Raw genomic sequence first — 14,986 nt, 5'->3', positions numbered from 1 at the left:
GACCGTCAGTAGATCCCCCGCCCCGACGCGTCCGGCACCCCCGACTTCCGCCAGAAGTAGCTCCGCACCTGGTCCCGCCACTCCACGGCCGACTCCCGCTGCACGGCCAGCCGCTCCCGCACCCGCGCGTCGAACGCGGCCGGCACGGCCGACCCCACCAGGTCCACCAGCGACTCCCACGCCGCCTCGACCCCGTCCAGCGACTCCACCGCGTCCGCCCGCGAGTCGTACACGTGCTGGATCACCGTCTTCCCCGACGCCAGCACGTGCGAGTACGGCACGTGGTGGAAGAACAGCAGCAGCTCGTCGGGGCACGTCTCGACCGACTCGTACGTCTCGCGCCACGGCGACGGGTACTGCCCCGCGTACCCGGTCCCGGTGGCCGTCGACCGGTCGACCCCGATGCCGTCCCGGTCCGCGAAGTGGTACGTCCCCCACGGCGAGTACTCGTACCCGTCGACGGACGGCCCGCCGTGCGTCCCGGGCGTGACCATGAACCCGACGCCCAGGGGGGCGGTGTACCCCTCGTACCGCAGCCAGGAGTCGTCCATCATCGCGTGCAGCACGGCCCGGATCCGTGTCAGCGCCACCGGGGACGCGGCGGCGAACGTCAGCGCGATCCACTCGTCCAGGATGTCCTCGGGGCGCAGCGTGGAGTCCCAGGCGAGCCGGCCGAAGGCGTAGAGGTTGGCCTGCGCGAGCGGGTGGCCGGTCCAGAACGGGTCGTCGCCGACGTTGGACACGGCCGTGACCCCGCCACCCGCGGCGACGAGCGACCCGACCGTCCTCGACCCGTCCAGCCGGAACCCCAGCACCGCCCCCCACGCCGGCGCCAGGTAGCAGACGTGCCGCTGCTGGCCGGTGTACTCCTGCGTGACCTGCAGCTCGAGCGCCAGCCGGGTCCGCGGCATCGCGGCGAGCACCGGCGACACCGGCTCCCGCACCTGGAAGTCCATCGGCCCGTGCTTGACCTGGAGCACCACGTTGTCGGCGAACGTCCCGTCCAGGGGCGCGAAGTGGTCGTACGCGGCGCGCGCCCGGTCGGTCCGACGGTCCCGCCAGTCCTGCCGGTGGTCGTACACGAACGCCCGCCACAGGACGGTGCCGCCGTGCGGGCGCAGCGCGTCGGCCAGCATGTTCGCTCCGTCGGCGTGGCTGCGGCCGTAGGCGAACGGGCCGGGCTGGCCCTCGGAGTCGGCCTTGACGAGGAACCCGCCGAAGTCGGGCACCGCGGCGTAGACCCGGTCCGCCGCGGACGCCCACCAGGCGACGACGCCGGCGTCGAGCGGGTCGGCCGTGTCGAGCCCGCCCAGCAGCCGCGGCGACGCGAACGACACCGACAGGAAGCAACGGATCCCGTACGCCCGGAAGACGTCCGCGATCCGGGCGACGTCGCCCAGGCCGTCGGTGAGCAGCCGCGCCTCGCGCGCGTGCACGTTGACGTTGTTGATCCCCACGGCCTCGACGCCGGTCGCGGCGAGCAGCCGGGCGTAGGCGCGGACCCGGCCCAGGTCGGCCCGGACCTCGCCGTCGGCGTAGAAGATCGACCCGCCGGCGTAGCCGCGCTCGACCTGGCCCATGACGGGGTGCACCGCGACGTTGTCCCAGTGGTCGAGCATCCGGAGCGGCTGCTCGGGGGCGCTGACGGTGACGGCGGCCGGCGCCGGGGCGCCCAGTCGCGCCAGGGCGACGGACCGGGCCAGCGCGTACAGGCCGCGCAGCGCGGCGGGGCCGTCGGCGCCGAGCACGACCGTGCGGCCAGGGGCGCGGACGATGGCGTGCCCGCCGGCGGGGACGTCGGGCAGCGTCGCGAGGCCCACGTCGGACGGGGTTGCGACGGCGCCCACGTCGGCGACGACCAGGGCGGCCTCGGGGACCGGGACGGCGCGGCCGAGTTCGGAGCGCACGGTCTCCAGGCACGGTCCGGCGCCCAGCACCGCGGACGGGAGATCCCGCAGCGGGGCGGTGGCGGCGTCGGGCAGCCAGGCGGGGTGGACGGTGACGGCGGTGTCGGTGTCGGGGGTCATGGCTCCGGGTGGGTCAGGTCGGGCCGGGCGCGGTGCCGGCGACGAGCGGCGGGACGAGCAGGGTCGCGAGGTCGGGCCGCCAGAGCGGCGCGGTGTGCCAGCGAGCACCGAGGGCGGCGTCGGCGGCGTCGGGGGAGCGGGTCAGCAGCACCCGGTGCGGCGAGGACGTGACGACCAGCTGGGCGCGCACGGACCCGTCGGGCCGGCGTTCGGCGCGCGCGGCGACCGGCAGCAGCCGCGCGCCGCGCGTGGGTGCGAGCGTGCCGGGCGTCCACCGGTCGGGGGTGAGGTCCAGCGAGCCGCCGGGTCGCCGCGTGGTCGGCGGCACGGTCAGCCGCCACGACGCCGGCCCCGCGTCGGCGAGGGTCCATCCCGTCGCGTCCGGCCCCGGGTCGGGGTGCGGCGTCAGCGCGGCGGGCCAGGAGTCGAGCGCCGCGACCCGGTCGGCCAGGCGGGCCGTGGTCGCCGGGTCGGCCGGGGGCAGCGGGCCGTCCCGGAAGGACTCGACCAGGAGCCACAGGACGTCGAGCAGGCGCTGGGTGTCGGTGGTCGCGCCCTGGTAGGCGACGACGACCCCGGTCTCCGGCACGACCAGCGTGAGCTGGCCGTACGCCCCGTCCATCCGGATGCCGTGCCGGCCGTGCCAGACGCCGTAGCCGTAGCCGCGCGACCAGTCGGGCGCGGCGGGGTCCGGCTCGTCGCCGGGCCGGTCGCCCCCACCGCCCCCGCCGCCCCCGCCGCCCCCCGTCGGCACCCGCAGCCCCGCGACCTGCGCCACCAGCCCGCCCGGAAGCACGGAGCCCCACCGCCCACCCGCCAGCGCGCCCCCGATCCGCGCCTGGTCGTCCACGGTGAGGTGCAGCCCGGAGAACCCCTCCTCGACGCCGTCGAGATGCCGCCACCACCGGTCCCCGATCCCGAGCGGCTCGAGCAGCCGCGGCCGCAGGTAGGCGGTGGGCTGCTCGCCGGCGACGGCGGCGACCACCCGCCCGAGGGTCGCCGTGGCGGGCGAGCTGTACGCGAACCGCGAGCCGACCGGGTGCGCGGGCGCCGTCGCCAGCAGGACGCGCGCGGACGGCGGCATCGCGAGCGTCTGCGCGCGGCTGTGCCCGGTCGACATGGTGAGCAGGTGCCGCAGGGTGAGCCCGTGCGGGTTCGGCAGGTCGAGGTGCCGGTCCACGGGGTCGTCCAGCGCGAGCCGGCCCTCGTCGGCCAGCAGGCCGACGGCCAGGGCCGTGACGGACTTCGAGACGGAGTAGACCAGCGCGGCGCGGCGGTGGTCGTAGGGGGCCCACGCGGCGCGCAGCAGCGTGGCGCCGTCCCGGGCGACGACCAGGGCGTGCGGGTCGAGGCCCGCGCCCTCCAGGGCGTCGAGCAGGGCGAGCAGGGCGCCGGTCGGCAGCCCGTGCGCCTCCGGGACCGCCACGCGCCTAGCCCGCCGCCGGGGGCGCGGTCGAGGAGCGGATGACCAGCTCGGTGACGAGCTCCACCTGCATCGACGGCGGCAGCCCGTCGGCCGCCAGGGTGAGCAGCATCCGGGTGGCCATCGACGCCATCTCCCGCAGCGGCTGGTGCACGGTGGTGAGCCCGGGGTCGAGCCACTGGCTGATCGGCAGGTCGTCGTACCCGACGACGGACAGCTCCTCGGGCACCCGCAGGCCGAGCTCGCGGGCCGCGCGCAGCACGCCGAGCGCCTGGTAGTCCGAGCCGGCGAAGACGGCGGTGGGCCGGTCCGGCCCGCGCAGCAGGTCGAGCCCGTGCCGGTACCCGCTCTCGGCGTCGAAGCCGCCCCAGCGGATCAGCGCCGGGTCCCACGGCACGCCGAGCTCGTCGTGGGCGCTGCGGAAGCCGTCGACCCGCGCCCGGGAGCACAGCATGTCGTCGGGGCCGGAGATCGCGGCGATCCGCCGATGGCCGAGCGCGAGCAGGTGCCGGGTGCCGGACAGGCCGCCGTTCCAGTTGTTGGAGCCGACGGTCGGCACCCCGGCCGGCGGCTCGCCCTGGGTGTCGACGACCGCGAACGGGATGTTCCGCGAGCTGAGCTGGTGCCGCTGCTTGGCGTCGAGCCCGGACAGGACGAGCAGCACCCCGAGGGGGCGGCGCGCCATGACGTCGTCGATCCACTCCTGGGGCGGGCGGTGCGAGCCGCCGAGCTCGGAGAGCACCACGCCGACGCGCTCGGGCCCGCAGACCTGCTCGACGCCCTTGATGATCTCCTGCGACCAGAGGTTGTCGGCCTCGTGGAAGACGAGGTCGAGCAGGCGGACGCCGGATCCACCCGTCCGGGTGGCGACCGGCTTGCGGTACTCGTGCCGCTCGAGGGCCGCCTCCACCCGGGCGCGCGTCGCCTCGGCGACGTCGGTCCGGCCGTTCAGCACCTTCGACACGGTCGGGATGGAGACGCCCACCTCGCTGGCGATGTCGGCGATCGTCGTGCGCCCTCTCGGCATGGTTCCCCTTCGAAACTGTCGGTGTCGCGCACCGGGTACCGACTGTAGCGCATCGGTCGCAGAACGAGGGCCCAGTCAGCGCGTGCTTGACGGATGTCGCGGGCCGCCCCTACGGTTCCCGGGAAACAGTATCGGTCGCGATATCGCAACTTTCGACGCGAGTCGCCTCCCGGCCCCACGACGAAGTGGACTCCAGATGAGCGACGCAGCACCCCCGGTCTGGCGCGACGTGCGCCGGCCGGTCCCCGAGCGGGTCGAGGCCCTCGTGACGGCGATGACCCTGCGCGAGAAGGTCGGGCAGCTCGTCGGGCTCTGGGTCGGCGCGGACGCCTCCGGCGGCGACGTCGCCCCGCACCAGGGCGACATGACCCGGCACGCGCGGCCGTTCGACGAGGTGGTCACCGACGGGCTCGGGCAGCTGACCCGCCCCTTCGGGACGGCGCCGGTCGACCCGGTGCAGGGCGCGCGGTCCCTCGCCCGGGCGCAGCGCGCCGTCGTGGCCGCCAGCCGGTTCGGCATCCCGGCGCAGGTGCACGAGGAGTGCCTGGCGGGATTCGCCACCTGGGGCGCGACCGCGTACCCGGTGCCGCTGTCCTGGGGCGCGACGTTCGACCCGTCGCTGGTGCAGGAGATGGCCGCGCAGATCGGCGCCGCGATGCGGTCGGTCGGCGTCCACCAGGGCCTGGCGCCGGTGCTCGACGTCGTCCGGGACTACCGGTGGGGGCGCGTCGAGGAGACCATCGGCGAGGACCCGTGCCTGGTCGGGACGGTCGGCGCCGCGTACGTGCGCGGGCTGGAGGGGGCCGGCGTCGTCGCGACGCTCAAGCACTTCGCCGGGTACTCCGGCTCGCGGGCCGGGCGCAACCACGCGCCGGTGTCGGCGGGGCCGCGCGAGATGGCCGACGTCTTCTACCCGCCGTTCGAGACCGCGCTGCGCGAGGGCGGGGCGCGCTCGGTGATGAACTCCTACGCCGAGGTGGACGGCGTGCCCGCCGCCGCGGACGAACGGCTGCTGACCGGCCTGCTCCGGGATGCGTGGGGCTTCGACGGGGTCGTCGTCGCCGACTACTTCGCGGTCGCGTTCCTGCGCACCCTCCAGCGCGTCGCGGGCAGCGACGGCGAGGCCGCGGGCCGGGCGCTCGCGGCCGGCGTCGACGTCGAGCTGCCCTCGGTGCACACGTACGGCGAGCCGCTGATCGAGGCGGTGCGCGCGGGGCAGGTCCCCGAGGCGCTCGTCGACCGCGCCCTGCGCCGCGTGCTCACCCAGAAGGTGGAGCTCGGCCTGCTCGACCCGGCCTGGTCCCCGGACGTCGCCGGCGAGCCGGAGCTCGACGGGCCGGAGCAGCGGGCGACCGCGCTGCGGCTCGCGCAGGAGGCCGTCGTGCTGCTGGAGAACGCCGGCGGCACGCTGCCGCTGCGCCCCGACGCTCGGCTCGCGGTGCTCGGGCCGCTCGCGGACGACCCGTACGCGATGCTCGGCTGCTACTCCTTCCCGGCGCACGTCGGGGTGCACCACCCCGAGCACCCGATGGGCATCGAGATCCCCACGGTGCTGGCGGCGCTGCGCGCGGCCCACGCGGGCGACGTGACGCACGCCCCCGGCTGCGCCGTGCAGGAACCCGGGCGCGACGGGTTCGCCGAGGCCGTCGCGCTCGCGGCCGCCGCGGACGTCGCCGTCGTCGCGGTGGGCGACCAGGCCGGGCTGTTCGGCCGCGGCACCTCCGGGGAGGGCAACGACGTCGCGGACCTGCGGCTGCCCGGCGAGCAGCACGCGCTGGTCGAGGCCGTCCTCGCGACGGGGACCCCGGTCGTCGTGCTGGTGCTCTCGGGCCGGCCGTACGCGCTCGGGGCGTTCGCCGGCCGCGCGGGCGCGCTGGTGCAGACCTTCTTCCCCGGCCAGCAGGGCGGTCCCGCGATCGCGGGCGTGCTGACCGGGGCGGTGGACCCGTCCGGGCACCTGCCGGTCGGCATCCCGCGCGATCCCGGCTCGCAGCCGTCCACCTACCTCGCGCCCCCGCTCGGCCGCCGGACCGAGGTGTCGCACCTCGACCCCACGCCGCTGTTCGCCTTCGGGCACGGGACGTCGTACGCCGAGCCGGACTGGGGCGAGGTGACCTGCGACGCGGAGCGCTGGCCGGTCGACGGCGAGGTGCGCGTCGAGGTGGTGCTCCGCAACCCGCACGACCGCCCGGTCGCCGACGTGGTGCAGGTGTACCTGCACGACCCGGTCGCCGAGGTGACCCGGCCGGAGTCCCGCCTGGTGGCGTACCGCCGGGTGGAGCTCGCGCCCGGGGCCGAGGCCGCGGTGACGTTCGCGGTGCACGCGGACCTGACGGCCTTCGCGGGGCTGGACGCCGGGCCGGGAGCCGGGCCGGGCGCGGGGCTCGTCGTCGAGCCCGGCGACGTCGAGCTCCGCGTCGCGCGGTCCAGCGCGGACGTGCACCGCGCCGTGCCGCTGGTGCTCGTCGGCGGCCGGCGCCGCGTGGGCCCCGACCGGGTGCTCGTCGCGACCTCCGCGGTGCGCGTCGCCGAGGCGGTGCGGTCGTGACGGTCCAGGCGTCGCCCCCGGCGGCCCCGCCCCGCGCCGACGCACCCCCCGCGTCCCGGCGCCGCCGCGCCGCCCGACCGCCGCGCCCGCGCGGCCGCGCCGCGGGCAAGGTCCCCTGGCGGACGGCCCTGCGCCGCGACTGGCAGCTCTACTCCCTCGCCGTCCTGCCGCTGCTGTTCTTCGCGATCTTCCGGTACCTGCCGATGGCCGGCAACGCCATCGCGTTCCGGCGGTTCCGGGCGGGCGGCTCGATGTTCGGCGACGAGTTCGTCGGCCTGCGGTACTTCGAGATGTTCATCAACGACCCGCAGTTCTGGCAGGTCTTCCGGAACACCTTCATCCTCGGCGGCCTGACGTTCCTCGTCTGCTTCCCGCTGCCGATCGTGCTGGCGCTGATGCTGAACGAGGTCCGGCTCCGCGCGTTCAAGCGGGTGCTGCAGTCGATCTCCTACCTGCCGCACTTCATGTCGATCGTCATCGTCGCCGGCATGGTGCTGCAGCTCGTGTCGCTGAACGGCACGGTGAACCACATCGTCACGGCGCTGGGCGGCGACCCGATCGCGTTCATCCAGGAGCCCGGGTGGTTCCGCACCATCTACGTGAGCTCCGAGGTCTGGCAGACGGTGGGCTGGGGCACGATCCTCTACCTCGCCGCGCTGTCCGGCATCGACGGGAACCTCTACGAGGCGGCCCGGATCGACGGGGCGAACCGGTGGCGGCAGACCTGGCACGTCACGCTGCCGGGCATCCGCCCGACGATGGTCACGCTGCTGATCCTCAACATCGGCACGTTCATGGCGGTCGGGTTCGAGAAGGTCCTGCTGCTGTACAACCCGCTGACGTACCCGACGGCCGACGTGATCTCCACGTACCTGTACCGCCTCGGCATCCTCTCGGGGAACTTCTCCTACGCCGCCGCGATCGGGCTGTTCGAGTCCGTCATCGGCCTGACGTTGATCCTGTCCGCGAACGCGATCTCGCGCCGAGCAGTGGGGACGAGCCTGTGGTGACGTCGACGACGCGGGCGCTGCGCCCCACGGTGGTGAAGGACAGCCGCGGCTACCGGGTGTTCCGGGTCGCGAACGCGACCGTGCTGGTGCTGGTGTGCCTGGTGATGCTGTACCCGTTCGCGAACGTCATCGCGCAGTCGTTCAGCTCCGAGGCGTACATCTCCCGCGGGGAGGTGTCGTTCTGGCCCCGCGGGTTCAACACCGACACGTACGGCCGGGTCATGGCGGACCGGCTGTTCTGGCTGAACTACCGGAACACCGTCGTCTACACGGTCGTGGCGACGAGCATCGCGATCGTCCTGACGACGACCTACGCGTACGTGCTGTCGAAGCGCGGGCTGCGCGGGCGGACGTTCTTCATCGGCGCCGCGATGCTGACCATGTTCTTCAACGGCGGCCTGATCCCGAACTACATCCTCATCAACCAGCTCGGCTTCAAGAACACCCTGTGGGCGATCGTCCTGCCCAACGCGATCAGCGTGTTCAACCTGCTGGTGATGAAGTCGTTCTTCGAGAACCAGCCGGAGGAGCTCGAGGAGGCCGCGGCCATCGACGGCCTCGACACCTACGGCCGGCTGTGGCGGATCGTGCTCCCGCTGAGCAAGGCGGTGGTCGCCACGATGCTGCTGTTCTACGCGGTGACGTTCTGGAACTCCTGGTTCGCCGCGTTCCTCTACATGGACGACAAGGAGCTCTACCCGGTCACCGTGTACCTGCGGAACCTGCTCGCGTCCGCGAGCACCGCGGCGTCCGTCGGCGGGGGCTCGACCGACAACATCACGCAGGTCGCCTCCAACATCAAGGCCGTCACGATGACCCTGACCGTGCTGCCCATCCTCGCGGTCTACCCGTTCGTGCAGAGGTACTTCGTCTCGGGCGTGATGCTCGGGGCCGTCAAGGGGTGAGTCCACGCCGCGCGGGGACCCCCGGGCGGTGCGCAGATCGACGACGATCCAAGGAGGACGTGTGCTGACACGACGAGGACGGGCCACCGCGGTGCTGGTCGCCGGGGCCCTGGCGCTCGGGATGAGCGCGTGCGGCTCGGGCGGGGACGACGGGGACGCCGAGGTGACCGACGACCAGCGGGTCGGCGCGATGGACGACTTCGCGGTGGGCGACCAGTTCACCGCGACCGAGCCCATCGAGCTGTCCATGCTGTACCGCGACCACCCGGACTACCCGTACCAGGAGGACTGGCTGCTGGTCACCGAGCTCGCGGAGCGCACGAACGTCACGCTGGACATGACGTTCGCCCCGCTGGACGGGTTCGAGCAGCGGCGCAGCCTGCTGATCTCCGGCGGCGACGCCCCGGACATCATGCCGGTGGCGTACGGCGGCCAGGAGACCCCGTTCGTCGCGTCCGGCGCGCTGCTGCCGGTGAGCGACTACTTCGACCTGATGCCGAACTTCTCCGCGAAGGTCGCGGAGTACGGGCTGGAGGAGTGGCTCGACACGCAGCGGCAGGAGGACGGCAAGATCTACCTGCTGCCCGGGCTGATGGAGTTCGTCCGGCCCGACTACACCGTCGCGCTGCGCACCGACATCCTCGACGAGCTCGGCCTCGAGATGCCGACGTCCTGGGACGAGCTGCGCGACGTGCTCGCCGCGATGAAGGCGGCCTACCCGGCCGTCACCCCGATGACGGACCGCTTCGAGGGCAAGCTGCTGCTGAACAACACGGCCGCGGCGACCTTCGGGTTCCCCGGCGCCCCGAGCGGCTACTCCGGCAACGCCGCCACCTGGGACGAGGAGGCCGGCGAGTACGTCTACACGGCCGCCCGCCCGGAGTTCAAGGAGATGCTCGAGTACTTCCACGGGCTCGTCGCGGACGGCCTGCTCGACCCGGAGACGTTCACCCAGGACGACGACCAGGCGGTGAACAAGTTCGTCTCCGGCCAGGCGTTCGCCATCACGGGCAACTCGCAGTTCATGACGCAGTACCGCACGTCCATGGACGAGACCCTGGGCGCCGGCACGTACTCGATCGCGAAGATGCCGATCCCGACCGGCCCGGCCGGCGACGTCATGGGCGGCCGGCCGATCGAGAGCGGCATGATGCTCTCCGCCGACGCCGCCGACAACGACACCTTCGTCGCGATGATGCAGTTCATCGACTGGCTGTACTACTCCGACGAGGGCCTGGAGTTCACCACCTGGGGCGTCGAGGGCACCACGTTCGAGAAGGACGCCGACGGCGTGCGCTCGTTCACCGAGGACGTCGACTTCCTCAGCCTGAACCCGGGCGCGTCCACGAACCTGCGCACCGACTACGGCTTCTTCAACGGGGTGTTCATGCTGACGCAGGGCACCACCGAGGACCTGATGAACTCGATGCTCCCGGACGACGAGCGGGCGTGGCGCGAGCAGATGGTGCAGACCAAGGAGGTCCTGCCGCCCCCGCCGCCCGCGCCGATGAACGAGCTGGACCTGGAGCAGGTGGCCCTGTGGCAGTCCGCCCTCGGGGACTACGCCGACCAGAACACGCTGCAGTTCATCCTGGGCACCCGGGACCTCGCGGAGTTCGACGACTTCGTCGCCGAGCTCGACGGCAAGGGCATGACGCAGTACATCGACAAGGTCAACGAGGCGCAGCGCGCCTTCGCCGAGTCGAGCTGACCCCGCGGCCCGCCGGCCGGCGCGCGCGTGCGTGCGTGCCGGCCGGCGGACCGTCCCGGCCACCCGGACCCCACCGCGAAGGACCCCCCGTGCGCACCGTCGTGCCCCCCACCCCGATCGGCACCCTCCCGGACGCCTGGCGCGCCTGCGTCGGCACCGGCCGCCTCAACCTCGCCCTGCGGTCCGACTACCGCGACTCGCTGGCCCGGGTCCAGGAGGACATCGGGTTCCGGTACATCCGCGGGCACGGGCTGTTCAGCGACGACCTCGGCATCCACCGGGCCTACCGGACCGGGAGCCGCCGCGAGGTGCTGCACGCCTTCCGCTACCTGGACCAGGTCGTCGACGGCTGGCTCGCCGCCTGCGTCCGCCCGTTCCTGGAGACCGGGTTCATGCCGTCCGGCCTGGCGTCGGGGGACCGGACCGTGTTCTGGTGGCGCGGGAACGTCACCCCGCCCGCCGACCCCGCCGAGTGGGCGGACCTGGTGCGCGCCACGCTGCGGCACCTGGTCGACCGGTACGGCCTGGACGAGGTGCGGACCTGGCCCGTCGAGGTGTGGAACGAGCCGAACCTGCCGCACTTCTGGAGCGGCGACCAGCGGGACTACCTCGACCTGTACCGCGTGACGGCGGACGCCGTGAAGTCGGTCGACGCGGACATCGCCGTCGGCGGGCCCGCGATCTCCCCGGGGTCCGACGACTGGTGGGAGCCGTTCGCCGAGTTCGTGACGAGCCACGACGTGCCGGTGGACTTCGTCAGCCGGCACGCCTACACCTCCGGGCCCGCCCAGCACGTGCCGTTCGGGGTGTACCAGACGCTCGCACCCCCGCAGGGGCTGCTCGACCAGTTCGGCGCCCCGCGCGCGCACCTGGCCGGCACCCCGCTCGCGGACCTCCCGGTGCACATCACCGAGTTCAACACCTCGTACCGGCCGGACAACCCGATCCACGACACCGCCTACAACGCCGCGTACCTGGCCCCGGTGCTCGCGGGCGGCGGCGAGCACGCGGACTCCTTCTCCTACTGGACGTTCTGCGACGTGTTCGAGGAGGAGGGCGTGCCGGCCGCGCTGTTCCACGGCGGCTTCGGCATGCTGACGCACGGCCAGGTCCCGAAGCCGACGTACCACCTCTACGCGTTCCTGGCCCGGATGGGCCCGCAGGTGCTGGCACGCGGCGAGGACCACCTCGTGACCCGGACCCCGGAGGGACGGGTGACGGTGCTGGCGTGGCAGCCCGTGCGCGGCACGGGGGACGACTTCACCGCCGACCCGCGGCACACCGTGCGGCTGTCGGTGCCGGTCGCCGGGTCCCGCGTGGTCGCGCTGCGGTCGACGGTCAGCGAGGACGAGGGCAACGCGTGGGCCGCCTGGCGCGACCTGGGCCGGCCGCGCTCCCCGCACCCCCGCGTGCTGGACCGGATCCGCGAGGCCGCCGAGCCGGTGCGCGGCCGCGCCGTGCTGCCCGTCGAGGCGGGGCGCGCGGACCTCGACCTGGTGCTCGGCCGGCACGAGGTCTGCCTCGTGGAGCTCGAGCCCGTCGCGGACGAGACGCCGGCCTGGCTCGACGACGCCCGGCTGCTCGGCGACCCGGTGGCGGAGCCGTGACCGCGCAGGTCGGCGAGATCGGGGCCGGCCCGCTGGCCCGGGCCGCCTCGGTGGTGCACTGGTACCTGGTCGTCGACGTGCTCATGGTGCTCGTGGCCGCACCCGGCCTCGTCGTCACCGCGCTGCTCGCGCCCGCGGCGTCGAACGCGCCGCTCGTCGTGCTGGCCGCGCTGCCCGTCGGCCCGGCGCTCGCCGCGGGGCTGTACGCCTGGCAGGTCGCGGACACCGACCGGGACCTGTCGCCCGCGCGGCACGTCGCGCGCGGCCTGCGCCGGAACACCGTCGACGCGCTGCGGCTGTGGGTGCCGGCCCTCGCGGTCCTCGCGGTGGTGGCGGCCAACGTGGCGCTGAACCGGTCCGCCGGCCTGCCGCGCGCGCTGGTCGGGGTGTCGCTGCTGCTCGCGCTCGTCGTGGGCCTCTGGCTGGCGAACGCCACCGTGATCGTCGCCCGGTTCTCGTTCCGGACCCGCGACACCGCGCGGCTCGCCGCGTACTCGCTGTTCCGCCACCCCGGGACCGCGCTCGCGACCGCGTCGCTGCTCGTGGTCGCGACCGGCCTGCTCGTGCTGCTCGGCGAGTGGGCGCTGCTGCCGACCGCCGGGGCGTTCGCCTGGTGGCTGCACCGGCACTCCCGCGCGCTGCGCGCGGACATCGAGGAGAGGTTCACCGCATGACCGACGCCCGGCTGCCGCGCACGTCCGCGATCGCGTTCGGGGGCGACTACAACCCCGAGCAGTGGGACCCCGCCGTCTGGGCCGCCGACTACGCCGCCTTCGACGCCGCCCGGATCACCACCGTCACGCTCGGGGTGTTCGCGTGGTCGCTCACCCAGCCCGCCGAGGACCGGTTCGACTTCACGGTCCTGGACGCGATCGTGCGGCGCGCGGCCGACGAGGGCCGACGGATCTGCCTCGCCACCGGGACCGGCGCGCTCTCCCCGTGGATCGCCCGGGCGTACCCCGAGGTGACCCGGGTGGACTTCGAGGGCCGCCGGCACCGGTACGGCCAGCGGCACAACGCCTGCTGGAGCTCGCCGGTGTTCCGGCGCCTGGCGGCGGGAGTCGCCGGCCGGATCGCGGAGCGCTACGCCGACGAGCCCGCCGTGGTCGCGTGGCACATCGGCAACGAGTACGGCGGCGACGGCGGGGCCTGCTACTGCGACCTGTGCGCGGCGGAGTTCCGGACCTGGCTGCGCGCCCGGTACGGGACGCTCGACGCCCTGAACGAGGCGTGGAACACCACGTTCTGGTCGCACCGGTTCGGGGACTGGGACGAGATCGAGCCGCCCAGCGCCCTCACCGAGCACTGGCGGGGCCGCACCCACACGGCCTTCCAGGGCATCACGCTCGACTACTACCGGTTCAGCACGGACAACGCGATCCGGCAGTTCCGTGAGGAGAAGGCGGCGGTCGGCGCCCACTCCGACCTGCCGGTCACCACGAACCTCATGGGCTTCTTCCAGCCGCTGGACTACCACCGCTGGGCGCCGCACCTGGACTTCGCCTCGTGGGACAACTACCCGCCGCGGAGCGACGAGCCGTGGCGCACCGCGCTGACGCACGACCTGGTGCGCGGGCTCAAGGGCGGGGCGCCGTTCTGGCTGATGGAGCAGACCCCGACCGTCACCGCGTCCCGGGACGTGAACCCGGTCCGCCGGCCCGGGATCATGCGGCTGTGGTCCTGGCAGGCCGTGGCGCACGGCGCCGACGCGGTGCTGTTCTTCCAGATGCGCGCCTCCCGCGGGGCCTGCGAGATGACGCACGGCGCGGTGCTCGACCACTCCGGCCGGCTGGACACGCGCGCCTTCCGGGAGGTCGCGGGGCTGGGCGACGAGCTCGAGCGGGTCGGGGACGTCCTGCTGGGCGCACGGACGCCGGCGCGGGCCGCGCTGCTGGTCGACTGGGACTCGTGGTGGGCGGTCGAGATGGCGGACGGGCCGAACCGGCTGGTCCGCTACCTGCCGACGGTGCTCGCGTGGGGCCGGGCGTTCTGGGACGCCGGCGCGCAGGTGGACGTCGTGCCCGTGACCGCGGACCTGTCCGGCTACGACGTGGTGGCCGCGCCGCTGCTGCACCTGGTGAAGGGGGACCTGCCGGAGCGGCTCGCCGCGGTGGCGGCCCGGGGCGGGACCGTGCTGACCGGCTACCTGTCCGGGCGGGTCGACGAGGACGACCGGCGGTTCCTCGCCGACGTCCCGGGCCCGCTGGCCGGGCTCGCGGGGCTGCGGGTGGCGGAGACCGACGCCGCCGAGCCGGAGGTCGTGAACCCGGTGGCGTTCCCGGGCGGCCCGATCGTCGACGCGCGGATGGTCTTCGAGGTGCTGGTGCCCGAGGGCGCCGAGGTGATGGCCCGGTACGGCGCCGACTTCTACGCGGGGGAGCCCGCGGTGACCCGGAACCGGGTTCCCGCCGACGGGGGCGACGAGGGGCACGTCTGGTACCTCGGGACCGAGCTCGCGCAGGACGGCCTGGCGCACGTGGTGCGCGCGGCCCTCGACCGGCACGGCCTGCTCGGCCCCTACGCCGACGTGCCGGGGCTCGAGCTGGCGACCCGGGTCACGCCCGCGGGCGACCGCGTCGACCTGGTGCTGCACCACGGCACCGAGCCGGTCACGGTGCCCGCGCACGCCGACGGGACCGACCTGCTCACGGGCGCGCGGTGGCGGCGCGGGGAGCCCGTCGCGCTCGCGCCGGCCGACGTGGTGGTGCTGCGGCGTTGAGGGGCGCGG

Annotated in this window: 10 protein-coding genes; 7 read left to right on the top strand and 3 right to left on the bottom strand. The window is 74.4% G+C overall.

Annotated elements, in window-relative coordinates; all coding sequences use genetic code 11:
- Positions 1-5: 5 nt before the first annotated feature.
- The 3 genes from HNR08_RS04140 to HNR08_RS04130 are packed head-to-tail and all read right to left on the bottom strand — an operon-like array spanning position 6 to position 4,477.
- The gene (locus tag HNR08_RS04140; protein WP_146835402.1) at positions 6-2,027 is read right to left on the bottom strand and encodes an alpha-glucuronidase; all 2,022 of its coding nucleotides are present in this window, start codon (positions 2,025-2,027) and stop codon (positions 6-8) included.
- A 13-nt stretch (positions 2,028-2,040) separates the two neighbouring features.
- Positions 2,041-3,453, bottom strand: a complete 1,413-nt coding sequence (locus HNR08_RS04135) for a serine hydrolase domain-containing protein (protein WP_146835405.1) — start codon at positions 3,451-3,453, stop codon at positions 2,041-2,043.
- Positions 3,454-3,457: 4 nt separating this feature from the next.
- The gene (locus HNR08_RS04130; protein WP_146835408.1) at positions 3,458-4,477 is read right to left on the bottom strand and encodes a LacI family DNA-binding transcriptional regulator; all 1,020 of its coding nucleotides are present in this window, start codon (positions 4,475-4,477) and stop codon (positions 3,458-3,460) included.
- A gap of 196 nt (positions 4,478-4,673) precedes the next feature.
- Between HNR08_RS04130 and HNR08_RS04125 the strand changes: the two genes are divergently transcribed.
- From HNR08_RS04125 to HNR08_RS04095, 7 genes are all read left to right on the top strand, one after another.
- Positions 4,674-7,025, top strand: a complete 2,352-nt coding sequence (locus HNR08_RS04125; RefSeq protein WP_146835411.1) for a beta-xylosidase/alpha-l-arabinosidase — start codon at positions 4,674-4,676, stop codon at positions 7,023-7,025.
- Entirely contained in the window at positions 7,022-8,035 is a 1,014-nt protein-coding gene (locus tag HNR08_RS04120) for an ABC transporter permease (RefSeq protein ID WP_146835414.1), read from the top strand. Before HNR08_RS04125 ends, HNR08_RS04120 begins: the two co-directional genes overlap by 4 nt.
- Entirely contained in the window at positions 8,029-8,940 is a 912-nt protein-coding gene (locus tag HNR08_RS04115; RefSeq protein ID WP_246802990.1) for a carbohydrate ABC transporter permease, read from the top strand. The genes HNR08_RS04120 and HNR08_RS04115 overlap by 7 nt, the downstream gene beginning before the upstream one ends.
- A 61-nt stretch (positions 8,941-9,001) precedes the next feature.
- Positions 9,002-10,651: an ABC transporter substrate-binding protein gene (locus HNR08_RS04110; RefSeq protein WP_246802991.1), complete on the top strand. Its 1,650-nt coding sequence runs from the start codon at positions 9,002-9,004 to the stop codon at positions 10,649-10,651.
- A gap of 89 nt (positions 10,652-10,740) precedes the next feature.
- Positions 10,741-12,258, top strand: a complete 1,518-nt coding sequence (locus HNR08_RS04105) for a GH39 family glycosyl hydrolase (protein WP_146835417.1) — start codon at positions 10,741-10,743, stop codon at positions 12,256-12,258.
- Positions 12,255-12,932: a hypothetical protein gene (locus HNR08_RS04100; protein WP_146835420.1), complete on the top strand. Its 678-nt coding sequence runs from the start codon at positions 12,255-12,257 to the stop codon at positions 12,930-12,932. The genes HNR08_RS04105 and HNR08_RS04100 overlap by 4 nt, the downstream gene beginning before the upstream one ends.
- A complete protein-coding gene (locus HNR08_RS04095) occupies positions 12,929-14,977 on the top strand; it encodes a beta-galactosidase (protein ID WP_146835423.1) in 2,049 nt (682 codons plus the stop codon). Before HNR08_RS04100 ends, HNR08_RS04095 begins: the two co-directional genes overlap by 4 nt.
- Positions 14,978-14,986: the final 9 nt, after the last annotated feature.

Origin of the sequence: Cellulomonas hominis (assembly GCF_014201095.1) — a bacterium.
Classification (GTDB): domain Bacteria; phylum Actinomycetota; class Actinomycetes; order Actinomycetales; family Cellulomonadaceae; genus Cellulomonas; species Cellulomonas hominis.
The sequence above is the reverse complement of the archived record's forward strand: the minus strand, read 5'-3'. Positions and strand labels throughout refer to the sequence as shown.

Excerpts from the sequence above, each read along its gene's own strand:
- HNR08_RS04095 (WP_146835423.1), top strand. The coding sequence starts at position 12,929 with ATGACCGACGCCCGGCTGCCGCGCACGTCCGCGATCGCGTTCGGGGGC.
- HNR08_RS04130 (WP_146835408.1), bottom strand. The coding sequence starts at position 4,477 with ATGCCGAGAGGGCGCACGACGATCGCCGACATCGCCAGCGAGGTGGGC.
- HNR08_RS04125 (WP_146835411.1), top strand. The coding sequence starts at position 4,674 with ATGAGCGACGCAGCACCCCCGGTCTGGCGCGACGTGCGCCGGCCGGTC.
- HNR08_RS04140 (WP_146835402.1), bottom strand. The coding sequence starts at position 2,027 with ATGACCCCCGACACCGACACCGCCGTCACCGTCCACCCCGCCTGGCTG.